The following is a 22,968-nucleotide window of genomic DNA, read 5'->3' as shown; positions in this document are numbered from 1 at the left end:
CTGCCGGTGCCCGCTGTGGAAGCCACCGCTCACCTCTCCTTCTGCAGTAGGGACAGTGCGGCGATCAGCGAGGACTGCTGCCGCACGCTCACGTCGAGGGCGTCCACGGGCGCCAGCCGCCGCTCGCACTCGCCGCGCAGCAGGGCGGCGACCCCGTCCTCCAGCCGCTCGCGCGCCCGGTCGCGCATCCGCAGCGCGGCCTGCGCCCCGACGGTGTCGGCGAGCCGTTCGCCCGCCCCGCCGCCGCGGCGGCCGCCGAGCAGGACGGTGGCCAGCAGCGCCGCCGCGTCCTCCGGGTCGGCGGCGGCGCGGTCGGTGTCGCGGGCGGCCCGCACCTCGGCGTAGGCGAGGTCGGTGAGCCCCTCGCGCCACCGCGCGACGGCGGCCTCGATCCGTTCCGCGGCCGCCGCCCGGTCCGGGCTCGCCCCGGGCTCCGCGAGCAGCGCGACCCCGGCGCGGTCCCGCTGCCATCCGGTGGTGACGCGCTCGTCGGCCGCCACGACCTCGGAGCGCAGCAGCGCCGCCAGCCCGTCGGCGAGCGCGGACTGCAGCGCCTCGCGCCCGCAGTGCGGGTACTCCAGCCAGCGCGCCAGCGCCTCCCCGGCCAGCGGTACACCGGCCGTCACGGCGCTGTCGATCCGTTCCGCGGCCTCCGCGTAGGCGTCGTCCGCGCCGCGGGCCAGCCGTACCGCCGTGGCGTGCTGGACGGCCGAGGCGGCGGCCAGCGCCGGCATCCTGGCGCGCAGCGAGTCCAGGACGCCGACGGCGGTGCGGTGCGCCGCGCGGCGGCGGGTGTCCGGATCCTCGGCGTGGTCCGCCAGCCACTGGCGCAGCGCGGCGACCGCGGTCTGCGGCAGCAGCCCGCCGCCGCCCGCCGACTCGGGCAGCTCCGGGACGGTGAAGCGCGGTACGTCCCCGAGCCCGGCCTTCGTCAGCAGCGCCGCGTAGTGCCGGCCGACCTCCCCGGCGATCTGGTGCGGCACCCGGTCCAGCACGGTGGCGAGCGTGACGTTGTACTCCTTGGCGGTGCGCAGCAGGTGCCAGGGCAGCGCGTCGGCGTACCGCGAAGCGGTCGTGACCAGGATCCAGATGTCCGCCGCGCAGATCAGCTTGGCGGCCAGCTCGCGGTTGCGCGCGACCAGCGAGTCGATGTCGGGGGCGTCCAGCAGCGCGAGCCCTTCGGGCAGCGCGTCGTCGACCTCCAGCCGCAGCAGCTCGTCCTCCGCGCCGCCGTCCTCCTCCCCGTCCCGCGTCCCCGGCCCCGCGGACCAGGCCCGTGACAGGCCCGGCAGGACCCGCGAGTCGGCGAACCAGGCGCGGTCGGCGGGGTGGCAGACCAGCACCGGCGTCCGCGTCGTGGGCCGCAGCACCCCGGCCGCGCTGACCCGTCGCCCCACCAGCGAGTTGACCAGCGTGGACTTCCCCGCCCCGGTCGATCCGCCGACCACCGCCAGCAGCGGGGCTTCGGGGGTCCGCAGCCGGGGCACCAGATAGTCGTCGAGCTGCGCGATCAGCTCCTGGCGGGTACGGCGGGCCCGCGCGGCTCCACGGACGGGGAAAGGGAAGCGCGCGACGTCGACGCGGTCGCGCAGCGCGGACAGCGCGTCGAGCAGATCAGGCCGTACGTCCAAGATCGCCACACCGGCAGAATGCCCCATTTTGGCGCATTTTTGAAGCGTATACCGCCCAGTTCACACCTTTTCAACCCGCACGCACGCGATACGGCGCCGGGAACTCGGGACGAGACCCGGGCATAACGAGTGCACAACAGCCGCCGACCGAGGCGGAAAAAGCAGTGCAGCATTCGTACCCGCCTGCGATTATCGGACCGCTTCACTGAACCTCCACAACGTGTCACGGAGGTGAAGCAACCGGTAGAAGGTCCGCCGCGCCCTATCCTTGACCCCGGCCAGGTCACGGAACCACCCAGGGGCGGAGACAGCCGCGGCCACTGTCCGGCCCCCATAGCTCAGTGGATAGAGCAGGTGCCTTCTAAGCACTTGGCCGCAGGTTCGAGTCCTGCTGGGGGCACCACCGCACCACCCGCCCGGCGTACCGCCGCGCCGAAACCTTTCCGCAGGTCAGCGCCCTGATGGTGCCGGGGGCGCGGAGTATCGCCCTCCGTTCTTCTTCGGTATGGCCGCGATCTCCGCGGCGCCGCGCGGTTGGCGCGATCTCGGCTGTGGGCCGGTGCTGGGCCGGGCCCGGGCGGCTCAGCCGGGGGTGGTTCCGGATGCAGGGTGCGGTGGGCTCGCCTAGCGTCGATGCGGGGGCTTACCTGCGATGGACGGAGTTTTCCGTGGCGACTGCACGCGACATCATGCACAAGGGTGTGGAAAGCATCTCCGAGCACGAGACGCTGGACGTGGCTGCGAAGCGGATGCGGGATGCGGGCATCGGCGCGCTGGCCATCACCGACTCGGACGGTGGACTGCGGGGCGTGCTCACCGATCGGGACATAGTCCTGCGCTGCGTGGCCATCGGGCACGACCCGGCGGCCGTGCGGACCGCCGAACTGATGAACGGGAAGCCGGTGGCGGCCAAGGCCGATGACGACGCGGAGAGCGTCGTCGCCGCGATGGCCGAGAAGCGCGTCCGCCGGATTCCCGTGCTCGACGGTGACGAGCTCGTCGGCATGATCAGCGAGGCCGATGTCGCCCGGAACCTGGGCGCGGCCCAGGCCGGTGCGCTGGCGGTGGCCATCCGCGCCAACTAGCGGGCCGTGACCGTCACGGTCACGTGGCGGCCCGGCGGGGTCGCCGGGAGCAGGATGCGGGCCGCGCCCGCCGTCCGGTGGACGACCGCGCCGCGGGCGCCGGTGACGGACACCCTGGCGCCGTGCGGGAAGGCCGTGGCGGGCAGCCTGAGGTCCGTCCAGGCGCGCCGTGAGACCGCGGTGGTGGTCAGGACGAGGGTGTAGGTACGGGTGGCGGCGTCGTAGGACTCCGTTCCGGGTGTCCCGGCGGTCGCGGCCGCGTAGGGGGCGAAGACCGGCTCCTTGCCGGGCGCGGGCCTGCCGTCGGTGTCGTAGGCGCAGTAGCCGCCGCCGTCGGGGGCGTGGCAGTCGTACCAGAGGGCCCAGCCGGTCGCGAAGCCGCGCAGGGAGGCCGTCTGGCGGCGTATCAGCTCCGCGTTGCCGCTGCCGGTGGCCTTCGCGGGACCCCATTCGCCGACCAGGACCGGCATGCGGTGGGCGGCCGGATAGGCGCGGATGACGGCTTCGTAGGCCTCGATGAATCCGTCGGCCGGGTCCCAGTCGGCGCCGTTCTCCACGGCGGTGTCGTAGTAGTGGGGGGCGTAGCCGATGCGGTCGGCGCCGTGCCGCGGGTCGTCGAAGCCGGGCAGCTGCGTGGGGACGCCCTGGCCGATGAGGACGGTGGGCTCGACGAACAGCCAGGCGTCCTGGTCGGCCGTGCGGACGGCGGCGATCAGCCGCCGGTAGAGGCCGGCGAGCCGGCCGCGCTCCATGGCGGCGGAGTTCTCGATCTGGGTGGCCGGGTCGGTGGGATCGCCGGTGAACGGGCCGAACGGCTCGTTGAACAGGTCGTAGCCCAGCAGGGACCGGTGGCCGCGCAGGGTCGCGGCCACCTGGGCATAGGCGGCGCTCTGGGCGGACCGCAGGTCGGCGTCGTCGTAGAGGTGGCGGAAGGCCGCGCCGACCGCCGGCTGGAAGTAGTTGGCGAACCAGTCGTCGCCGGGCAGCGGTTCGTAGGGGATGCCGTCGGTGCGGGTGGCCCAGGCGGGGGCGCCGTTGAAGCCGAACGCCGGTCCGAAGACGTCCTGGTGCCAGTCGACGAGGACCAGGACGCCGTACCGGTCCGCCCAGCCCATGATCCGGTCGAGGTAGCGCAGGTAGCCGGTGTCGTAGTGGCCGCGTCGCGGTTCGACCTTCTGCCACTGGATGTTGAGCCGGACGAGGTTGAAGCCGCTCGCCGCCAGTTCGGCGATGCCGGCCTCGGTGACGGTGTCGGTCTTGCCCAGGTTGAGGCCGTGCAACTGCAGCGCGCGGCCCTCGCGGTCGGCGAGAAGGGTCCGGCCGTCGGGGGTGGTGACGGTGCCGGTCGCCGCGGTGGGGCGCGGCGGCGGCGCGCTCTGCGCCGTGGCGGGAAGGCTTCCCGCGCCCAGGAGGGCGGCGCTGACGGCGAGTGCGATGGCGGTGCGGCGCAGGCGCATGGCCCACCTCTCCGGCTCGGGCTCCGTACGGATGGCTGCCGATACTGTCCGGTAGCCCCTGCGGGAGCAAGCGTTCGAACGGGACTTCTTTCGTGGTCAGCCGCGGGCTTCGGACGGCCGGACCCGCAGCGCGATCCGGCCCGGCAGGGCGGTGGCGAGCAGGGTCAGTGCCGCCGCCAGGGCCACGATCAGCGCGTATCCGGCGAGGTCCAGGCGCGGCGCCGCCGCTCCCGTCATCCCCAGGCTGAACGCGGTCAGGGTGGCCACGGCTATCGCCGTGCCGAGCACCGCCCCGACGGTCACCACCGTCAGCGCCTCCAGCCGCAGCATCCGCAGCACCTGCCGGCGGGTGGTGCCCACCAGCCGCAGCAGCGCGAACTCCCGGTACCGGTCGGCGGTGGACATCGCCAGGGTGTTGACGACCGCGATGGCGGTGAAGGCCAGCACCAGGCCCATGGCCAGGAAGTTGACCTCGGCGTTGGACTGCTGGACCTCGGCCTGGACCGCCCCGGCCTCGTCGTGGTCGAGGACAGCGACGCCCGGGAAGTCCCTGACGGCCGCGCCGAGCGCCGCACGGTCCGGGCGGCCGTCGCTGGCGACGAGGACCGCCGCCGCGAGCGGGTTGTCGACATGACGGGCGATCAGCTGGTGGGACATCGTCAGGTCGCCGAATCCGAGGCCGCGTGCGTAGACGGCCGTCACCCGGAGGGCGGCGGGGGTGCCGTCGCCCAGGGTGAGCCGCACGGTGCTGCCCGGCCGCACTCCCAGTCCGTCGGCGGCGACCTCGCTGAGGGCCAGGTCGCCGTCGCCGAAGCCCCGCAGGGTGCCCTGGGTGACCTCGGGGTCCCAGGTGGTCGTCAGTCCGGCCGGGGTGACGCCCTGCGCCGAGTACTTCGAGAGGCCGACGCGGACGCTGGTCCGTACGACCTCGGTGACCGCGGTGACGCCGGGGACCTTGCGCACCGCCGCGGCGGCTTCGCCGGGCACGCCGGGCGCGGCGCCGCCGAGCACCCACTGGGCGCGGTTGCCCTCGGAGGCCTGCTGCTGGGCGGCGTGGCCCATCGTGGTCTGCACGAAGACCACCGTGCAGGTCATCGCGACGAGCAGCGCGAGGGGGGTGACCGCCGCCGAGACGCGCTGGGAGTTGGTGCGCAGGTTGGCGGCGGCCAGATGGCCGCCGATACGGGAGAGGCGGAGCGGCACGGCCGCCACCGTGGCCGCGATACGGACCAGCAGCGGCCCGAGCAGGGAGACCGCGACGGCGAGGACCACCACGGTCAGGAAGGTGACCGGCGTGGACGCGGGTTCCGTCCGCAGGCCGCTCAGCACGACGAGCAGGACGATGCCGCCCGCGAGGAAGAGCCCGCCGGCGAGCAGCCGGCCCCACGAGGTGGTGCGGGTCTCCATGGCGGCTTCGGACAGCGCCTCGGCCGGCCGGATCCTGGACGCCCTGCGAGCGGAGATCCGGGCCGCGGACCAGCCGCCCAGCAGCGCGGCACCCACGGCCGCGAACATCGGGAAGGGGCTCCAGGCGACCCGCAGCGTGTCCGGGACGGCGCCGAAGCCGACGAACTCGGAGTGCAGCCAGGACGCGACCGGCAGACCGGCGACGGAGCCGAGGGCGCCCGCCGCGAGGCCCAGCAGCAGCGCCTCCCGGCCGATGAGCTGGCGGATCTGTTTCGGGGTGGCGGCGATGGCGCGCAGCAGGGCCACCTCCCGGTGGCGCTGCTGGATGGTCAGGGCGAAGGTGCCGACGACCACGAGCACCGCGACGAGGAGGGAGGTGCCGCCGATCGCGCCGCCCATGCTGACGAGCTTGATCCGCGCCCTGGCCGCGTCGGGGAACTCCACCGGACCGCGGTCGGAGCCGGTGCGGACCTGCGCCGTCGTGCCCCGCAGCGCGGTGGCGACCTTCGTGGCGAGGGCGCCGGTGTCCGCACCGGCTTCCGGCAGGACGCCGATCGCGGTGACCTGGCCGGCGTGCCCGGCCAGCCGCCGGGCCTCGGTGGTGCTGAAGAACAGCGAGGTCTGCTGCCGCAGGTCGCCGCCCTGTGCGGCGGCGATGCCGCTGACGCGGTAGGCACGCGGGGCACCGGTGGACTGGACGGTGACGCTGCTGCCCGGCTTCAGCCCCGTGCGGGCGGCGAGGTCGCGGTCGACGACGAGCTCGCCGTCCACCTGCGGGGCGCGGCCCTCGGTGAGGGTGAAGGGCGTCAGGACCGCGGAGGCCCAGTCGTGCCCGAGCGACGGCTTCCCGCTCGTCCCGCCCCGGTTCGCCCCCGGGCCGACCGCGTAGGCGGGGAAGGTGACCTCCGGGACGGCTGCCCGTACCCCGGGCACCCCGGCGACGGTCCGCACCGCGCTGTCCGGCAGCCAGACCCGCTCCGCGAGCGCCTTGGCCTTGTGCTTGACCTTGGTCTTGCCCTTCTTCTCCGTGACGGTGGTCCGGTGCACGTTCTGGTCGGCGGCGACGACGATCGGCGCGGCCTCGTAGCGCTCGGTCGCGATCTCGCCCCGGAGGCCGGTCTCCAGCAGCACCCCGCAGGCGGTGACGAGCGCCGCGGCGCAGAAGAGGGCGAGGAAGGCTCCCGCGAAGCCGCCCTTGCGGGCCCGCAGGGACCGCAGTGCGTAGTGCAGCATCAGAACCACGCTCCCCGGCGCATCAGGTGCTCGGTGTCCACGGTGCAGGTGCTCATGCGGGGTCCCCGTTCGCGGTGTCATCGGTGGTGCCTTCGGCGGGACTCCCGGCGGGGTCGTCGGCCGGTGCCGGGAAGGCGAGGAAGCGGGTGAGCACGTTCCGCGCGCCGTCCGGCAGGTCGCCGTCGGTTCGCTTGTACCGGTTGATCAGGGCGATGTACTCCTCGAAGAACTGCCGCAGTTCGGGGAGGGTGACCTGGATGGAGCCCCGGGAGTACGGCAGCCCGTCCGCCCACGCGCCCTCGGCCTCGCGCTGGGAGCGCTCGAAGAGCGCGAGGTCGGCGGCGAACGCGAGACGGTTCATCTCGTCGACGACCGGCCGCATCGCGTCATCCTGCGCGGAGCGCCGGGGGAAGCGCAGGTCGGCGGGCGCCGCCTGCCACCAGCGCTCGCGCCCCCTTCCGGTCCCCTCGGCCGCTTCGACGAAGCCGTAGCGGCCCAGTTCCCGCAGGTGGTAGCTGGTGGCACCGGTGTTCAGGTCCAGGGCGCGGGCGAGCGTCGCCGACGTGGCCGGACCGTGCAGTGCCAGGTGTTCGAGGATCTGCCGGCGGCGTGGGTGGGCGAGCGCCTTGAGCGCCCCGAGATCGCCGATCTCCCTGATCTGTCGTTGCTTCGCCATGGGTACACACTCGTTTGTGCACACTTACCTGTGCACTGGAGGCGCCCCGTGAATCACTACGGGGGCTGGCCCCACCCTTGCGGCGATCGTCACCTCCTTGCCACGTTTGTCACCATTACGCGGGTTCCGTGTCACAGAAGATCAACAGGCCCATGCGGCCATCGGGACATGTCGTTCACAGGACAAGGCTTACTGATCAACAGCCACCCCACCGTAGGGAGGTGCGTGACATGACCGACCGAACCCTGTGGTCGTACGCAGAGATCGCCGCACACATCCGGGTCCAGATCGACACCGTGCGCTCGTACCGCAAGCACGGGCATCTGCCCTCTCCGGATGTCGTGGAGAGCGGCAAGCCCTTCTGGTATGCCGACACCATCAGAGCCTGGAGTGCCCGGCGGCCCGGAAACCGGGGCCGCCGGGGATCCGACTGACCCTCGCGAGGGCCCGCCCCCGACGGGCCCTCGGTCACCTGCCTACCGGACCGGCTCGGGCTCGCGCCGCTGATCGGGCTGCGGAGCGCGGGCCGTCTCCGGCGCCGCTCCCCCGCCCTCGCTTATGCCGAACCGGTCGTGGAACCGGCGCAGCGCGGGCGGCGCCCACCATGTCGCCCGGCCGGTCAGCCGCATGACGGCCGGGACGAGCAGGGTGCGGACCACCATGGCGTCCATCAGGACGGCCAGGGCGATACCGAGGCCGAGCATCTTGGTGTTGGCCACCCGGGAGGTGCCGATGGCCACCATGACCACGGCGAGGATCACCGCGGCCGCGGTGATGAGGCCGCCGGTGCGCCGCACGCCGAAGACGATCGCCCCCTGATGGTCGCCGCTGCGGTCGTACTCCTCCTTGATGCGCGACAGCAGGAAGACCCCGTAGTCCATCGACAGTCCGAAGGCCAGGCAGAACATCAGGACCGGCAGGGTGGTCTCGATGCTGCCGGTGGCGGTGAACCCCAGGAGCCCGGACAGATGTCCGTCCTGGAACACCCACACCACCGCTCCGAACATCGCGGTCAGGCTCAACGCGTTGAGCACCACCGCCTGGAGCGGTATCACCACGCTTCCGGTCAGCAGGAACACCAGAAGGAGGGTGACGACGGCGATCATCCCGACCGCCCAGGGCAGGCGGTCGGCGATCGCCTTCTGCGCGTCGACCAGAACGGCGGCCTGACCCGTGGCCGAGGTCGTGAACGGTGCCTTCACCGCCCGGATCTCGCCCACCAGGTCCTGGGTGGCGGCGTCGACGGCCTCGGTACGGGGCAGCACGGTCAGGTACGCCGCACCACCGGAAGGAGCGACGAAGGGTCCGTCGACCGTGACGACCCCCGGCAGCGCGGCCAGCTCCGCCTTGTATCCGGCGAGCGCGCCCCGGTCGGGGCTTCCCTCGGCGAGCACCGTGATGCCGCCGCCCGGCTTGCCGGGGAAGTCGTCGCGTATGTGCTGCTGGACGGCGTGCGACTCGGCTCCGGCCGGCAGCTGCCGGTCGTCGGCCGTGCCGAACTGGACCTGCAGGAAGGGCAGCCCGAGCAGCAGGAGTCCCGCGGCGGCGCCCAGGGCGAACAGCGGGGCCCGCCGCATCACCAGCCGGGCGAGCGCGGCGTATCCGGCACCGGGCTCGCGCCGCTCCGCGGCCGGGGTCCGGCGCCGCCACAGCCTGCGCAGGTCCAGCGCGTTGACCCGGTGTCCGAGCAGCACCAGGGCGGCGGGCAGCGCGATCAGCGCGGCGCCGGCCGCCAGCAGCACCACCGCGATGCCGGCGTAGGCGAAGGAGCGCAGGAAGTACTGCGGGAAGAGCAGCATCGCCGCGAGCGCGGCGGCGACCGTGAGCGCCGAGAACAGCACCGTACGACCGGCCGTGCGCAGCGTCGCGCCCACCGCCGCCAACGGCTCGCTCCCCTCCGCCAGCTCCTCGCGGAAGCGGCGCACGATGAACAGCGCGTAGTCGATCCCCAGACCCAGCCCGAGGACGGTGGTCAGGCTCTGGGCGAAGAGGGAGACATCGGTGAAGGACGTGACCAGGCGCAGCACCGCGTTCGTGCCCAGGATCGCGACGATGCCCACGCCGAGGGGCAGCAGCGCGGCCACCGCGCTGCCGAAGACCATCACCAGCAGCACGAGCGTGACCGGCAGCGCGATCATCTCGGCGCGCAGCAGGTCCTCCTCGATGGTGCTCTGCAACTCGTGCCGGACCGCGGCCACTCCGCCGATCCGCACGTCCACCACCCCCTGGGAGCCCCGGTAGGCGGGCGCTATCCGGTCGACGGCGGCACCCACCGCGTCGTCACCGCCCACGATCCGGGCCGCGATCATGGCCTCGCCACGATCCTTCGCCCGCAGTTCGGGCGCTCCCATGCCCCAGTACGACGTGACGCCGGCGATCGCGGGGTCGGCGGCGAGCCTGCGGGCCAGATCGCGGCCCGCCGCGGCCACCCGCGGGCTGTCGACCCCCGCTCCACGGCTGTCCACCAGCAGGACGAGGTTGGGTTGCGAGGCGGGGAACCGCTCCTCCAGCGCCTTGGTCGCGTAGGACGACTCCGAGTCGGGAGCCTCCCACCCGCCGCCGCTCAGCCGGTCCGCGACACCGCTGCCGGCTACCACGGCGAGGGCGGTGAAGAGCAGCGCGAGCAGCAGCGTCAGCCTGGGCCGGGCGGTGACCAGCCGGGTCCAGCCCCCCACGGCGCGCTCCCGGTTGACATCGGGCATCACTGAGGTGTCCCCTCCCCGTAGAACGAGCTTTAGAATGAAAAACACGAGCAGACACTCGCGTTTTCAAGAATGCGAGCGACCACTCGCGTTTGTCAATCATGATTGGGGCCTACACGTGTCCGAGGTGGAGGAGAAGCCGCGCCGTCGCCAGGCGCGCGGGGAGCGCCGCGTGACGCAGTTGCTGGAAGCGGCCGCGAGCGTGTTCTGCACGTCCGGCTACCGGGCCGCGAGCACGAACGCGATCGCCCGCGAGGCCGGCGTCTCCCCGGGCACGCTCTACCAGTTCTTCCCCAACAAGGAGGCCATCGCGGTCGAGCTGGGCGGCCGGCTCATCCAGCAGATGCAGCAGGCGCACGGCGTGGTCTTCACGCCCGAGAACGCCGCGCTGCCGCTCTCCGAGATGATCGACCGCATCGTGGACCCGTTCATCGACTTCAACTGCGCCAACCCGGCCTTCCTCGCCCTGATCAAGGGCCCCGACACCCCGGGCAAGGTCGTCGACGAGCACGATCAGCTGCACGCCTCCCTGCTGGAACGGGTCGACCGGCTGATCGAGCTGCGGGCGCCGCTCCTCTCGGCCGCGGACCGCGCCCGCATCTCCGAGATCGCGTTCGCCGTGTTCAAGACCGGCCTGGAACTCGTCCTCGCACAGGAGGGCGCCGAACAGGACGCGTACATCGCGGAGTTGAAGGGGCTGCTGTACCGCTACCTGGCCCCGTACGTCGGCACCGAGTCCCGCCCGCCCCTCGGCCACCACTGAGCGCCGACTGGGCGGCGGCACCCCCGCCGGGCAGTACGCCGACGGTGCGGCCTAGTTGCTGCGCCCCGCGGACTCGCAGAGGGCCTCGTCCACGACGCCCGCGGGCCGGACGGGCGAGGCAGGAGCGAACGCCGAGGCCGCGAAACCGGCCGGGAGGGCCGCGGGAAGGGGCGTCGGCAGTTGGCGGCGCTCCCGCGCCCCCGAGGCCCACTGGGCCAGCACGCCCACGCCGGCGACCAGCAGGGAGACGCCGAGGCCGAGGCCGACGGCGTACAGGGAGTTGGAGGCCGCGCGGCCGCTGAAGTAGCCGACGCCGACGGAGTACGTGGCCCACACCGCCTCGGCGACACCCGCTCCGGCCAGGTACCGGCGGGCCGGATAGCGGACGACGCCCGCGGCCAGGCCGCCGATCAGTCGGCCGCTCGGCAGGAAGCGCACCGCGATGACGAAGGGCACCCCATGCCGCTGTATGCGCAGCGCTGCCCAGCGCAGCAGCGCCGCCTGCCGCGGCCTGCAGTGGACGCGGGACACGACGCGGCCGCTCACGGCTCTGCCGGTGCGGTGGATCAGCATGTCCCCGGCCAGCGCGCTCAGCGCGACGACCAGCAGGACGAGGGTGAGGTCCAACCGGCCCTGGGCCGCCAGCACTCCACCGGTGACCAGCAGTACGGCGTTGGGCACGAGCGGGGGCAGCGTGGTCGCGGCCAGCAGCGCGTAGGCCCACGCAACGTTTCCACCCCGCAGGTGCTCGACGAGACCGGCGGTGAAGTCGAGTGACGACACGAACTGTGCAACGTCCATGGGGCTGCCCCTCTTCCCTCCCGTACCTCCAAGCTGGCAGGGGCGGCTGGAGCGCTGCAAGAGAGTTTCCTGCTGATAGGGGGATTCCCAGGGGATTGCCAGGATCACGTCATCCTCAGGACCCGGTCCCGTCATCCCCAGGGACCGGTCCGGGTCCACCTGTGGTCGCAGAGCCGGTCCGCGACACCGGTCCCCGGCGCCGGTCATCGACAGGACCGGGGGCGGTCGGGGAGCGGGAGCACCACCCGAACGAGTGACTGCTAGCGGCCCAGTACCTCGCCGCCGTTGCACTGCAGGATCTCGCCCGTGATGAAGCCCGCCTCCGGCGAGGCCAGGAACACCACGGCCGCCGCCACGTCGGCGGGCCGGCCCACGCGGCCGACGAGGGTCCGGCCGGCCCGGCGCGTCAGCTCCGCCTCGTCGAGCCGGGCGCCGAAGAACTCGGTCCCGGCGACGGTCCCCGGAGCGACGATGTTGCACGTGACGCCCTGCGGGCCGAGCTGGGCCGCCAGCGAGTGGTTCCAGGCGTGCAGGGCGGCCTTGGAGGCGCCGTACGAGCCGCCGCCGCGCAGCGCCGCGACCGAGGTCACGGTGATGACCCGGCCGCCGTCCGTGGTGAGCCGGTCGCGCAGCGACTCGGTCAGCAGCACCGCGGTCAGCACGTTGCGCTCGAAGTCCCCGCGCCACCGGGCGCGCACCCCGTGCGGGCCCGGGGCGGTCGACAGCTCCCGGCTGCCGGCGTTGTTCACGAGCACGTCGACGTGGTCGGGGAGCCGGGGCAGCGCCGCCTCCACCTGGTCGGGGTCGGCGAGGTCGCAGTCGACGGGGGTGACGTCGAGGCCGTGCTCGCCGCGCAGCTCCTCGGCGGTGGCCCGGAGCACCTCACTGCGGCGGCCGACGATCGTGACCCGGTCCCCCGCCGCCGCGAGCCGGGTCGCGATCGACCGGCCGATGCCCGTGCCGCCCCCGGTCACGACGATGTTCCGGCCCGCTGCCTCGTTCTCTGCCATGCGCTCCGCCCCTCGAGAAGTGACAGCACGCTACGGGATCGGCCGTTTCGGGCTGCGCGCGGGGGCGGGCGCACGGAAAGAGACGTAGATCACACCGAATGGAACGTAACCATTACCGCCACTCGTGGGTCTATGGAAGGGAACACCACGCTCCCGGGGAGCGTTGGTGAGATGAAAGAGCGGGCCGTCTTGGGGGACGGCCCAATCGCGTCGCCGGGGCGAAAGTGCCCGGAGAGCTTGAGCGGCCCTCTCGGACTTTCTCGTCCCGGCATAGCGCGTCACCCAGCACCCGGTACGGACCCGTGGGGGGATCCGATCCGGGGGACGGGAGCGCCCCGCGCCGGACCCGTGGGGGGATCTAGCGCGGGGCGCTTCTTCATGCCCTGCTCCTGGTGCTTTCCTGCCCTGTTCCACATGCTCCGCGAGGCGTCCGGAGCGGCACCGGCGGCGGCCGCACATCCGCCGCTCGGCCCGCCACGGGCCGCCTCGGATCAGCGGGACTCGACCGGAAGGTAGTCCCGCAGTTCGACACCCGTGTAGATCTGGCGCGGACGGCCGATGCGCGATCCGGGCTCCTTGATCATCTCGTGCCACTGCGCGATCCAGCCGGGAAGCCGGCCGAGCGCGAAGAGCACGGTGAACATGGTGGTCGGGAAGCCCATGGCGCGGTAGATCAGACCCGTGTAGAAGTCCACGTTCGGGTAGAGCTTGCGCGAGACGAAGTAGTCGTCGCTGAGCGCGTGCTCCTCGAGCTTGAGCGCGATGTCCAGCAGCTCGTCGGACTTGCCGAGAGCGGAGAGGACGTCGTGCGCCGCGGCCTTGATGATCTTCGCCCGGGGGTCGAAGTTCTTGTAGACGCGGTGCCCGAAGCCCATGAGCTTCACGCCGTCTTCCTTGTTCTTCACCTTGCGGATGAAGGCGTCGACGTCGCCGCCGTCGTTCTTGATGCCCTCGAGCATCTCCAGCACCGACTGGTTGGCGCCGCCGTGCAGCGGGCCCCACAGGGCGCTGATGCCGGCCGAGATCGAGGCGAACTGGTTCGCCTGCGAGGAGCCGACCAGGCGGACCGTCGAGGTCGAACAGTTCTGCTCGTGGTCCGCGTGCAGGATCAGGAGCTTGTCGAGCGCGCCCACGACGACCGGGTTGAGCTCGTACTCCTCGGCCGGGACCGAGAAGGTCATGCGCAGGAAGTTCTCGACGTAGCCGAGATCGTTGCGCGGGTAGACCACCGGCTGGCCGACGGACTTCTTGAACGCGTAGGCCGCGATCGTCGGCAGCTTGGCGAGCAGCCGGATCGTGGACAGGTGGCGCTGCTGCGGGTCGAACGGATTGTGGCTGTCCTGGTAGAACGTCGACAGCGCGCTGACCACGGACGACAGCATCGCCATCGGGTGGGCGTCGCGCGGGAAGCCGTCGTAGAACCGTTTGACGTCCTCGTGCAGCAGCGTGTGCTGAGTAATTTCACCCTTGAAGGTGGAAAGTTCATCGACGGTCGGGAGCTCACCGTTGATCAACAGGTACGCGGTCTCGATGAAGCTGCCACGTTCGGCGAGCTGCTCGATGGGGTAACCGCGGTAGCGAAGGATGCCCTCTTCACCGTCAAGGAAAGTGATCGCGGACTTGTAGGCCGCGGTGTTGCCGTACCCACTGTCCAGGGTGACCAGACCGGTGTCGGCGCGCAGCTTGCCGATGTCGAAGCCCTTGTCGCCGACGGTGCTGTCGACCACCGGGTAGCTGTGCTCGCTGTCCCCGTACCGCAGTACTACAGAGTTGTCGCTCACGTCATTCCCTCACCGACGGTTTTGCCTCTTCTTCGAGGTGCCCTGACTAGGTCCACTGTCCCCCATTTGGCACTGGCGCGTGCACTCGGGGTCGGCCATAGGGCCGAAACATGGCACGGAGTGCCTATTTCGCGCCCTGGGAGAGCCGGTGATCCAGCGCGGTGAAGCGCCGGCCTGCCGAGACGGTCCGCACCGCCTGGGCTATCGCCTTGCGCGACCCCACCAGAACCACCAGGCGTTTCGCCCTGGTAACAGCCGTGTACAGCAGGTTTCGCTGCAACATCATCCATGCCCCGGTGGTGACGGGGATCACCACGGCCGGGTACTCGCTCCCCTGGGAGCGGTGGATCGTCACCGCGTACGCGTGGGCCAGCTCGTCCAGCTCGTCGAAGTCGTACGGGATCTCCTCGTCCTCGTCGGTGAGGACGGTCAGCTTCTGTTCCACGGTGTCCAGCGCGGTGACGACCCCTACCGTGCCGTTGAAGACGCCGTTCGCACCCTTGTCGTAGTTGTTGCGGATCTGGGTGACCTTGTCGCCGACGCGGAACGTCCGGCCGCCGAACCGGCGCTCCGGGAGGTCCGGACGGGCCGGGGTGATGGCCTGCTGGAGGAGGCCGTTCAGCGCGCCCGCGCCCGCCGGGCCGCGGTGCATGGGCGCGAGCACCTGGATGTCGCGGCGCGGGTCCAGGCCGAACTTCGCGGGGATCCGCCGGGCGGCCACCTCCACCGTCAGCCGCCCCGCCTCCTCGGTGTCCTCCTCGGGGAAGAGGAAGAAGTCGGGGAGCCCCTGGGTGATCGGCGGGGTGCCGGAGTTGATCCGGTGGGCGTTGGTCACCACCCCCGACTGCTGGGCCTGGCGGAAGATCCGGGTGAGCCGCACGGCCGGGACCGGGCTGCCCTCGGCCAGCAGGTCCCGCAGCACCTCGCCCGCACCGACGCTCGGCAGCTGGTCCACATCCCCCACGAAGAGCAGGTGCGCGCCCGGCGGCACCGCTTTGGCCAGCTTGTTCGCGAGCAGCAGGTCCAGCATCGAGGCCTCGTCCACCACCACCAGGTCCGCGTCCAGCGGGCGGTCCTTGTCGTAGGCCGCGTCACCGCCGGGCTTGAGCTCCAGCAGCCGGTGCACGGTCGACGCCTCCATGCCCGTCAGCTCGGACAGCCGCTTGGCGGCGCGGCCGGTCGGAGCGGCGAGCACCACCTTGGCCTTCTTCGCCTGCGCCAGGGTCACCACGGAGCGCACGGTGAAGGACTTGCCGCAGCCGGGCCCGCCGGTGAGCACCGCGACCTTCTGGGTCAGCGCCAGCCGCACCGCCTGCTGCTGCTCCTCCGCCAGATCCGCCCCCGTACGACCCGCCAGCCACGTCAGGGCCTTGTCCCACTGCACGTCCTGGAACAGCGGCAGCCGGTCCTCCGGACCCCGCAGCAGCCTGAGCAGTTGCCCGGCCAGGGAGATCTCCGCCCGGTGGAACGGCACCAGGTACACCGCCCGCACCGGATCACCGCCCTCCGGATCCGGTACGGACTCCCGGACCACGCCCTCCTCACCCACCAGCTCCGCTAGGCAGTCGATCACCAGCCCCGCGTCCACCTGCAGCAGCTTGACGGAGTCGGAGAGCAGCTGCTCCTCGGGCAGGAAGCAGTTCCCGCTGTCGGTGGCCTGCGACAGCGCATACTGGAGCCCCGCCTTGACCCGCTCCGGGCTGTCATGGGGTATCCCCACCGCCTGGGCGATCCGGTCGGCGGTCAGGAAGCCGATGCCCCACACGTCGGCCGCCAGCCGGTAGGGCTGGTTCCGCACCACGGAGATCGACGCGTCCCCGTAGTTCTTGTAGATGCGCACGGCGATGGACGTGGAGACCCCCACCCCCTGCAGGAAGACCATCACCTCCTTGATCGCCTTCTGCTCCTCCCAGGCGATCGCGATCATCTTCGTCCGCTTGGGGCCGAGCCCCGGCACCTCGATCAGCCGCTTCGGCGCGCCCTCGATGACATCCAGCGTCTCCGTGCCGAAGTGCTCCACGATCCGGTCGGCGATCTTGGGCCCGATCCCCTTGATCAACCCCGAACCCAGGTACCGGCGGATCCCCTGGATCGTCGCCGGCAGGACCGTCGTGTAGTTCTCGACGGTGAACTGCTTGCCGTACTGCGGGTGCGAGCCCCAGCGGCCCTCCATCCGCAGCGACTCGCCCGGCTGCGCCCCCAGCAGGGCGCCCACCACGGTCAGCAGATCGCCGGCGCCCCGGCCGGTGTCGACCCGCGCGACCGTGTAGCCGTTGTCCTCGTTGGCGTAGGTGATCCGTTCCAGGACGGCTTCGAGCACCGCGAACCGCGCGTCCCCCATGGCCCGGCCTCCCCTCCCCCAGCGGCGCTCCGCGGCTGTCCGGCGGCTGCCCGACTGCGTGCTCGGCGGCGATCTGGTCCGAAGGTACCGCCTGCCCCCGACACTCCGGACGGGCCTGTGGACAACCGCGGCAGGGGAGGTGGGACGGGCATGCGCCATGCGAAAGGGGCCCGGCGTGAGCCGGACCCCTTCGCGTTTCCCCCCAGTACCCCCGAAGCCCCCCTCGGGCGTATCTCCATCGCGGTTCCCCGAACCCCTCCCGGGAACCTTGATGCCTGTAAGACCGGCGACCCCCCAGAAGGGTTGTACGCCTGACAGAAATATTTTGAAGATCTTTCAGAGCACGTGTTCGCGGTACCTGCGGGCGATCTCCGCGACCACTTCCGAGCCGTCCCGCGCCCACAGGGCGGGGTTGAAGATCTCCACCTCCACGGCGCCCGCGTACCCGGCGGCGTCCACCTGCTCCCGGAATCCGCGCAGGTGGATGCAGCCGTCACCGAGCTGGCCCCGCCCCAGCAGCACGCCCTCGGGCAGCGGGGTGACCCAGTCCGCAAGCTGGAAGGCCGCGATCCTGCCTGCCGCCCCGGCACGGGCGATCTGCGCCGGCGCCCGGTCGTCCCACCACAGGTGGTACGTGTCCACGACGACCCCGACCTGCTCGGCGGGGAAGCGCTCGGCGATGTCCAGAGCCTGAGCGAGCGTGGAGACCACGCACCGGTCCGACGCGTACATCGGGTGCAGCGGCTCGATCGCCAGCCGGACCGAGCGCTCGGCGGCGTACGGAGCCAGTTCGGCCAGCGCGTCGGCGACCCGCTCCCGGGCCGCCGCGATGTCGCGCTCTCCTGCGGGCAGTCCACCCGAAACCAGCACCAGGGTGCCGGTTTCCAGGGCCGCCGCCTCGTCGATCGCGGCCCGGTTGTCGTCCATCGCCGCCCGGCGGGCGGCGGGATCGCTCGCGGTGAAGAAGCCGCCACGGCACAAGGACGTCACCTGGAGGCCGGTCTCCCGCATCAGCTTGGCCGCCCGCTCGACGCCGTACTCCTGCACCGGTGCGCGCCACAGGCCCACGCCGGGCACCCCGAGTGCCGCGCAGCCCGCCGCCAGCTCGGGCAGCGACCACTGCTTGACGGTCTCCTGGTTGATGCTCAGCCGCGCCAGGTCGCCGGGAGCGGTCGAATCGTCGGGGGCCACGCCGTGGGAGCTCATGCCGACACCCCGTTGATCGCGAGCAGCTGCCGCATCCGTGCCTCGGCCAGCGCCGGGTCCGGGAAGAGCCCGAGGCCGTCGGCCAGCTCGTAGGCGTGCGCGAGGTGCGGGAGGGAGCGCGCCGACTGCAGCCCGCCCACCATCGTGAAGTGCGACTGGTGGCCCGCCAGCCAGGCCAGGAACACCACCCCGGTCTTGTAGTAGCGCGTCGGAGCACCGAACAGGTGCCGGGACAGCTCAACGGTCGGGTCGAGCAGCGCCCGGAAGCCCGCCGTGTCGCCGGTGTCCAGAGTGCGTACGGCGGCCGCGGCGAGTGGCGCCAGCGGGTCGAAGATGCCGAGCAGGGCGTGGCTGAAGCCCTGCTCGTCGCCCTCGATCAGCTCGGGGTAGTTGAAATCGTCGCCGGTGTAGCAGCGCACGCCCTTCGGCAGCCGGCGCCGCAGCTCCACCTCGCGCCGGGCGTCGAGCAGCGACACCTTGATCCCGTCGACCTTGTCCGGGTGGGCGGCGATGACCTCCAGGAACGTCTCCGTCGCCGCGTCCAGGTCGTCGCTGCCCCAGTAGCCCGCCAGGGCGGGGTCGAACATCGGGCCGAGCCAGTGCAGGACGACCGGCTCCGCGGACTGGCGGAGCAGGTGGCTGTAGACCTCGACGTAGTCGTCGGGGCCCTTGGCGAGGGCCGCCAGCGCGCGGGACGCCATGAGGACGGCCTGCGATCCGGCCTCCTCCACCACCGCGAGCTGCTCCTCGTAGGCGGCCGTGACCTCGGCGAGCGTCGCGGCGGGCGCGACGAGCTGGTCGGTGCCGACGCCGCAGGCGATGCGGCCCCCGGTGGCCCGGGCCTCGGCGGAGGAGCGGCGGATCAGTTCGGCCGCGGCCGGCCAGTCCAGGCCCATTCCGCGCTGGGCGGTGTCCATCGCCTCGGCGACGCCCAGGCCCTGCGACCACAGGTGGCGGCGGAAGGCCAGGGTGGCGTCCCAGTCGATGGCCGCGGGCTCGTCGGCGGCGCTGCGCCAGGGGTCCGCGACGACGTGCGCGGCCGAGTAGACGACCCGGCTGCGCAGCTCACCGCCCGGGGAGACGCCCGGGGAGGCACCCGGGGAGGCACCTGGGGAGGCACCCGATGCGGCACCCTGTGCGCCGCCCGGGGAGGTACCGGGTGCGTGCACGACGGGCTCGGTACGCGGAGCGTAGGCGCGCAGTTCGCCGGAGGCGGTCGGGAGCCCGATGGTCCGGCCGCTCACAGGGACAGCTCCGGGACGTCGAAGCGGCGGCCCTCCGCGGACGACTTCAGCCCCAGCTCGGCGAGCTGGACGCCGCGCGCACCGGCCAGCAGGTCCCACTGCCAGGGCTCGTCGAGCACCACGTGGCGCAGGAAGAGCTCCCACTGGCTCTTGAACCCGTTGGTGAACTCGCCGTTGTCCGGGACCGCCTGCCACTGGTCGCGGAAGGGCTCGGTGACCGGAAGGTCCGGGTTCCAGACCGGCTTGGGGGTGGCGGAGCGGTGCTGCACCCGGCAGTCCCGCAGGCCCGCGACGGCCGAGCCGTGCGTGCCGTCGACCTGGAACTCCACCAGCTCGTCGCGGTTGACGCGCACCGTCCAGGAGGAGTTGATCTGGGCGATGGCGCCGCCGTCGAGCTGGAAGATGCCGTAGGCGGCGTCGTCGGCGGTCGCGTCGTACGGCTTGCCGTCCTCGTCCCAGCGCCGCGGGATGTGGGTGGCGGTCAGCGCCTGCACCGTCCTGACCCGGCCGAACAGCTCGTGGAGCACGTACTCCCAGTGCGGGAACATGTCGACGACGATGCCGCCGCCGTCCTGCGAACGGTAGTTCCAGGAAGGCCGCTGGGCGCTCTGCCAGTCGCCCTCGAAGACCCAGTAGCCGAACTCGCCGCGCACGGAGAGGATCTGCCCGAAGAAGCCGCCGTCGATGAGCCGCTTGAGCTTGAGCAGGCCGGGGAGGAAGAGCTTGTCCTGGACCACGCCGTGCTTGACGCCGGCGGCGGTGGCGAGCCGGGCCAGCTCCAGGGCGCCGTCCAGGGACGTCGCGGTGGGCTTCTCGCAGTAGATGTGCTTTCCGGCGGCGATGGCCTTGCGCACCGACTCCTCGCGGGCCGAGGTGACCTGGGCGTCGAAGTAGATCTCGACGGTCGGGTCGGCCAGGACGGCGTCGAGGTCGGTGGAGATGTGCTCCAGCCCGTGCCGGTCCGCCATCGCGCGCAGCGCGTGCTCCCGGCGGCCGACGAGGATCGGCTCGGGCCACAGCGTCGTGCCGTCCCCGAGGTCGAGCCCGCCCTGCTCGCGCAGGCTCAGGATCGAGCGGACGAGGTGTTGGCGGTAGCCCATGCGGCCCGTGACGCCGTTCATGGCGATCCGCACTGTCCTGCGTGTCACGTTGGGTCCTCCCCTTCGGCCGCTACCGCCCGTCGAGCGATAGCAAGCGCTTTCTTCCATTGCACGCTAGCCGGAAGCGGGCCGATCCGACAAGGTGAGAACATGTCCGGCAACGGGCGGAGCGGTCCGGGAACGGCCAGCAGGAGGTACGGACGCAGATGGCAGTGACCCTCGCCGATGTCGCGGCGCGCGCCGGGGTGTCGTCCGCGACTGTCTCGCGCGTCCTCAACGGCAACTACCCCGTCGCCGGCAGCACGCGCGAACGCGTCCAGCGCGCGGTCGAGGATCTGGACTACGTGGTGAACGGGCAGGCCAGAGGCCTGGCGGCCGCCACCTCCGACCTGGTCGGCGTGCTCGTCAACGATGTCGCGGACCCGTTCTTCGGACTGATCGCGAGCGCCGTCCAGGCCGAGATCAGCGACCCGTCCGCGCCCGGCGGCGGCAAGCTCGCGGTGGTGTGCAACACCGGCGGCTCCCCCGAGGCCGAACTGACATACCTGACGCTGCTGGAACGCCAGCGCGCCGCCGGAGTCGTGATCACCGGAGGCGCGGTCGAGGGCGCCGAGCACAGCGCGGCGGTCGCCGCCCGGCTCGCCCGCCTCGCCGGGTCCGGCACGCGGATCGTGCTGTGCGGGCGCCCGCCGCTGGACCAGCCGGGCACGGAGATCCCCGTCGCGACCGTCGCCTTCGACAACCAGGGCGGCGCGCGGCGGCTCACCGAGCACCTGCTCTCCCTGGGCCACCGCCGGATCGGGTACGTCGCGGGTCCCGCCGACCGCACCACCACCCGGCACCGGCTGAGGGGCCACCGGGCGGCGCTCGCCGACCACGGGCTGCCGTCCGCCGGGCCGGAGGTCGAACGGCTCACGGTGCACGGCTCGTACGACCGCTCGTCCGGCTATGACGCGGCGCTGGAACTGCTGCGCAGGGAACCGTCGCTGACCGCCGTCCTCGCCGCCAATGACACGGTCGCGCTGGGCGTGTGCGCGGCGGTGCGCGACCAAGGGCTGCGCATTCCGGACGACATCTCCGTGGCGGGCTTCGACGACCTCCCGTTCAGCGTGGACACAGCCCCGGCCCTGACGACCGTGCGCATTCCGCTCCAGGAGGCGGGCGCACGGGCCGGCCGTCTCGTCATGGGGCGGCAGGCTCCGCCGCCCGGCGGCCTCGCGACGATCCGTACCGAGCTGATGGTGCGGGCCTCCACGGCGGGGCCGCGCGCCGGCTCCGCCTGAGATCCCCGCCTGAGGCCAGGGCCTGAGGCCAGGGCTGAGGTCAGCGCCTGAGGTCAGCGCCTGAGGTCAGGGCCTGCACGGCCGCGGGAGGCCGGAAGGAGACCTCTCGGGCGGAACCGCCCGCAGGCCGGATCGCGGCGGCGCGCGGCGACTGGCGCCGCCGGAGGTTGACCCTGCTCGGCGCGGTGCCTAGTGTCCGGCGGATGAAGCTCGCGTTCTCCACCCTCGGTGTCCCCGCCCTTCCCATCGAGCAGGTCGTCCGCCTCGCCGTCGAGCATGGTTTCCACGGCGTGGAACTCCGGGCCAACGCCGAGGAACCCGTCAACACCGGCCTGTCGGCGGCGGAACGCGAAGCGGTCGTGGCCGAGTTCGGGAAGGCGGGGGTGGAGATCCTGACGGTGGCGGCCTACGCCAAGGTCGCCGCGCCGGGTGACGACGAGCCGGTGCTCGCCGACCTGCGGGCCAACCTGCAACTCGCGGCCGATCTCGGGGCCCCGTTCGTACGGGTCTTCCCCGGCGGCGGGGAACTGCCCGCGGAGGAGGCCGACCTGTACGCCGCGCGCCGCCTGGCGGCGGTCGCGCCGGACGCCGCCCGCCTCGGGGTGAAGGTGCTGCTCGAGACGCACGACTCCCACGCGACCGGGGCGGACGCGGCGCGGATCATGGGGCTGGTGGGACACGGCAGCGTGGGGGTGATCTGGGACGTGATGCACACCTGGCGCGGCGGCGAGCAGCCGTCCGAGAGCTACCCGGTGCTCGCCCCGCACCTGGGATACGTGCAGGTCAAGGACATCGCCTCGGCCGAGGACACCACGCCGCTGCCGCTCGGGGAGGGCGTGCTGCCGCTGGCCGAGACCGTGGAGGTGCTGAGCCGGGGGGACTGGGACGGCTGGCTGTGCTGGGAGTACGAGAAGCGCTGGTACCCGCAGGTCGCGGAGCTTCCGGAGCTGCTGACCCCGGCCCGGCAGCACCTGTCGCAACTGCTCGCCAGCTCGGCGTGACGGGCGGCCCGGTCCGGACGGGCGCCTCGGCGTGACGGGCGGCTCGGCGTGACGGGCCGCTCCGCCTGACGGGCCACTCCGCCTGACGGACGGCTCGGCGCAACGGACGACTCGGCGCTACGGACGCCTCAGCGACGGACGGCTCGACGCTACGGACAGTCAGGCCCGGCGGGCGGTTCGGCCCGGCGGACGACCCAGCGTGACGGGCGGGCGGTCCTGAGGGTGGGGATTCGGGCGGAGTCACGGG

General features: G+C 72.5%; 17 protein-coding genes and 1 tRNA gene. 6 read left to right on the top strand and 12 right to left on the bottom strand.

The genetic code is table 11. From position 1 onward, the window contains the following. Positions 1 to 29 precede the first annotated feature (29 nt). On the bottom strand, positions 30 to 1,640 hold the full coding sequence (locus ABZ721_RS08180) for a dynamin family protein (RefSeq protein WP_358787772.1): 1,611 nt from the start codon (positions 1,638 to 1,640) through the stop codon (positions 30 to 32). A gap of 318 nt (positions 1,641 to 1,958) precedes the next feature. Between ABZ721_RS08180 and ABZ721_RS08175 the strand changes: the two genes are divergently transcribed. Together ABZ721_RS08175 and ABZ721_RS08170 are read left to right on the top strand one after the other, a co-directional pair. Next, positions 1,959 to 2,034: transfer RNA gene (locus tag ABZ721_RS08175), tRNA-Arg, on the top strand. Between the two features lie 265 nt (positions 2,035 to 2,299). After that, positions 2,300 to 2,716 carry a CBS domain-containing protein gene (locus tag ABZ721_RS08170; protein WP_358787771.1) on the top strand — a complete coding sequence of 139 codons (417 nt, stop codon included), beginning with the start codon at positions 2,300 to 2,302 and terminating at the stop codon, positions 2,714 to 2,716. Here ABZ721_RS08170 and ABZ721_RS08165 read toward each other — a convergent pair. The 3 genes from ABZ721_RS08165 to ABZ721_RS08155 form a co-directional block, all read right to left on the bottom strand. Next, positions 2,713 to 4,173 carry a cellulase family glycosylhydrolase gene (locus ABZ721_RS08165; protein WP_358787770.1) on the bottom strand — a complete coding sequence of 487 codons (1,461 nt, stop codon included), beginning with the start codon at positions 4,171 to 4,173 and terminating at the stop codon, positions 2,713 to 2,715. The genes ABZ721_RS08170 and ABZ721_RS08165 overlap by 4 nt on opposite strands. Before the next feature lie 96 nt (positions 4,174 to 4,269). Further along, positions 4,270 to 6,813, bottom strand: a complete 2,544-nt coding sequence (locus tag ABZ721_RS08160; protein ID WP_358787769.1) for an FtsX-like permease family protein — start codon at positions 6,811 to 6,813, stop codon at positions 4,270 to 4,272. Positions 6,814 to 6,865: 52 nt separating this feature from the next. Beyond that, positions 6,866 to 7,489, bottom strand: coding sequence for a helix-turn-helix domain-containing protein (locus ABZ721_RS08155; RefSeq protein ID WP_358787768.1), 624 nt, complete (start codon positions 7,487 to 7,489; stop codon positions 6,866 to 6,868). Positions 7,490 to 7,719: 230 nt separating this feature from the next. On the opposite strand from ABZ721_RS08155, the gene ABZ721_RS08150 reads away from it, so the two are divergent. Beyond that, a complete protein-coding gene (locus ABZ721_RS08150) occupies positions 7,720 to 7,923 on the top strand; it encodes a MarR family transcriptional regulator (RefSeq protein WP_358787767.1) in 204 nt (67 codons plus the stop codon). A 42-nt stretch (positions 7,924 to 7,965) separates the two neighbouring features. On the opposite strand, the gene ABZ721_RS08145 is transcribed toward ABZ721_RS08150, so the two are convergent. Continuing rightward, positions 7,966 to 10,191 carry an MMPL family transporter gene (locus tag ABZ721_RS08145; RefSeq protein WP_358787766.1) on the bottom strand — a complete coding sequence of 742 codons (2,226 nt, stop codon included), beginning with the start codon at positions 10,189 to 10,191 and terminating at the stop codon, positions 7,966 to 7,968. A 172-nt stretch (positions 10,192 to 10,363) separates the two neighbouring features. On the opposite strand from ABZ721_RS08145, the gene ABZ721_RS08140 reads away from it, so the two are divergent. Next, positions 10,364 to 10,954, top strand: a complete 591-nt coding sequence (locus ABZ721_RS08140) for a TetR/AcrR family transcriptional regulator (protein WP_358787765.1) — start codon at positions 10,364 to 10,366, stop codon at positions 10,952 to 10,954. 51 nt (positions 10,955 to 11,005) lie between these two features. On the opposite strand, the gene ABZ721_RS08135 is transcribed toward ABZ721_RS08140, so the two are convergent. The 7 genes from ABZ721_RS08135 to ABZ721_RS08105 all read right to left on the bottom strand — a co-directional run bounded on the left by ABZ721_RS08135 (position 11,006) and on the right by ABZ721_RS08105 (position 20,485). Further along, positions 11,006 to 11,755 (bottom strand): VTT domain-containing protein, encoded by a 750-nt coding sequence (locus tag ABZ721_RS08135; RefSeq protein WP_358787764.1) that lies wholly within the window; start codon positions 11,753 to 11,755, stop codon positions 11,006 to 11,008. A gap of 260 nt (positions 11,756 to 12,015) precedes the next feature. Beyond that, entirely contained in the window at positions 12,016 to 12,765 is a 750-nt protein-coding gene (locus ABZ721_RS08130) for an SDR family oxidoreductase (RefSeq protein ID WP_358787763.1), read from the bottom strand. 491 nt (positions 12,766 to 13,256) lie between these two features. Then, positions 13,257 to 14,546, bottom strand: a complete 1,290-nt coding sequence (locus ABZ721_RS08125) for a citrate synthase (protein ID WP_269270072.1) — start codon at positions 14,544 to 14,546, stop codon at positions 13,257 to 13,259. Positions 14,547 to 14,670: 124 nt separating this feature from the next. Beyond that, entirely contained in the window at positions 14,671 to 16,887 is a 2,217-nt protein-coding gene (locus ABZ721_RS08120) for an ATP-dependent RecD-like DNA helicase (RefSeq protein ID WP_358787762.1), read from the bottom strand. Positions 16,888 to 17,223: 336 nt separating this feature from the next. Continuing rightward, positions 17,224 to 18,093 (bottom strand): sugar phosphate isomerase/epimerase family protein, encoded by an 870-nt coding sequence (locus ABZ721_RS08115; RefSeq protein ID WP_358787761.1) that lies wholly within the window; start codon positions 18,091 to 18,093, stop codon positions 17,224 to 17,226. After that, entirely contained in the window at positions 18,090 to 19,337 is a 1,248-nt protein-coding gene (locus ABZ721_RS08110) for a dihydrodipicolinate synthase family protein (RefSeq protein ID WP_358787760.1), read from the bottom strand. Before ABZ721_RS08110 ends, ABZ721_RS08115 begins: the two co-directional genes overlap by 4 nt. After that, positions 19,334 to 20,485 carry a Gfo/Idh/MocA family oxidoreductase gene (locus tag ABZ721_RS08105; protein WP_358787759.1) on the bottom strand — a complete coding sequence of 384 codons (1,152 nt, stop codon included), beginning with the start codon at positions 20,483 to 20,485 and terminating at the stop codon, positions 19,334 to 19,336. Before ABZ721_RS08105 ends, ABZ721_RS08110 begins: the two co-directional genes overlap by 4 nt. A gap of 158 nt (positions 20,486 to 20,643) precedes the next feature. Between ABZ721_RS08105 and ABZ721_RS08100 the strand changes: the two genes are divergently transcribed. Both ABZ721_RS08100 and ABZ721_RS08095 read left to right on the top strand, forming a co-directional pair. Beyond that, positions 20,644 to 21,720, top strand: coding sequence for a LacI family DNA-binding transcriptional regulator (locus ABZ721_RS08100; RefSeq protein WP_358787758.1), 1,077 nt, complete (start codon positions 20,644 to 20,646; stop codon positions 21,718 to 21,720). A 203-nt stretch (positions 21,721 to 21,923) separates the two neighbouring features. Then, positions 21,924 to 22,721: a sugar phosphate isomerase/epimerase family protein gene (locus ABZ721_RS08095; protein ID WP_358787757.1), complete on the top strand. Its 798-nt coding sequence runs from the start codon at positions 21,924 to 21,926 to the stop codon at positions 22,719 to 22,721. Positions 22,722 to 22,968: the final 247 nt, after the last annotated feature.

The organism is Streptomyces sp. NPDC006733, assembly GCF_040636125.1.
Taxonomy (GTDB): Bacteria; Actinomycetota; Actinomycetes; order Streptomycetales; family Streptomycetaceae; genus Actinacidiphila.
This window is presented reverse-complemented; position numbering and strand designations above follow the sequence as displayed.

What these genes read in the sequence shown, in the direction of transcription:
- ABZ721_RS08115 (WP_358787761.1), bottom strand. Translation starts at nt 18,093, where the DNA reads ATGAGCTCCCACGGCGTGGCCCCCGACGATTCGACCGCTCCCGGCGAC.
- ABZ721_RS08095 (WP_358787757.1), top strand. Translation starts at nt 21,924, where the DNA reads ATGAAGCTCGCGTTCTCCACCCTCGGTGTCCCCGCCCTTCCCATCGAG.
- ABZ721_RS08165 (WP_358787770.1), bottom strand. Translation starts at nt 4,173, where the DNA reads ATGCGCCTGCGCCGCACCGCCATCGCACTCGCCGTCAGCGCCGCCCTC.
- ABZ721_RS08160 (WP_358787769.1), bottom strand. Translation starts at nt 6,813, where the DNA reads ATGCTGCACTACGCACTGCGGTCCCTGCGGGCCCGCAAGGGCGGCTTC.
- ABZ721_RS08130 (WP_358787763.1), bottom strand. Translation starts at nt 12,765, where the DNA reads ATGGCAGAGAACGAGGCAGCGGGCCGGAACATCGTCGTGACCGGGGGC.
- ABZ721_RS08150 (WP_358787767.1), top strand. Translation starts at nt 7,720, where the DNA reads ATGACCGACCGAACCCTGTGGTCGTACGCAGAGATCGCCGCACACATC.
- ABZ721_RS08120 (WP_358787762.1), bottom strand. Translation starts at nt 16,887, where the DNA reads ATGGGGGACGCGCGGTTCGCGGTGCTCGAAGCCGTCCTGGAACGGATC.
- ABZ721_RS08135 (WP_358787764.1), bottom strand. Translation starts at nt 11,755, where the DNA reads ATGGACGTTGCACAGTTCGTGTCGTCACTCGACTTCACCGCCGGTCTC.
- ABZ721_RS08155 (WP_358787768.1), bottom strand. Translation starts at nt 7,489, where the DNA reads ATGGCGAAGCAACGACAGATCAGGGAGATCGGCGATCTCGGGGCGCTC.
- ABZ721_RS08100 (WP_358787758.1), top strand. Translation starts at nt 20,644, where the DNA reads ATGGCAGTGACCCTCGCCGATGTCGCGGCGCGCGCCGGGGTGTCGTCC.
- ABZ721_RS08145 (WP_358787766.1), bottom strand. Translation starts at nt 10,191, where the DNA reads ATGCCCGATGTCAACCGGGAGCGCGCCGTGGGGGGCTGGACCCGGCTG.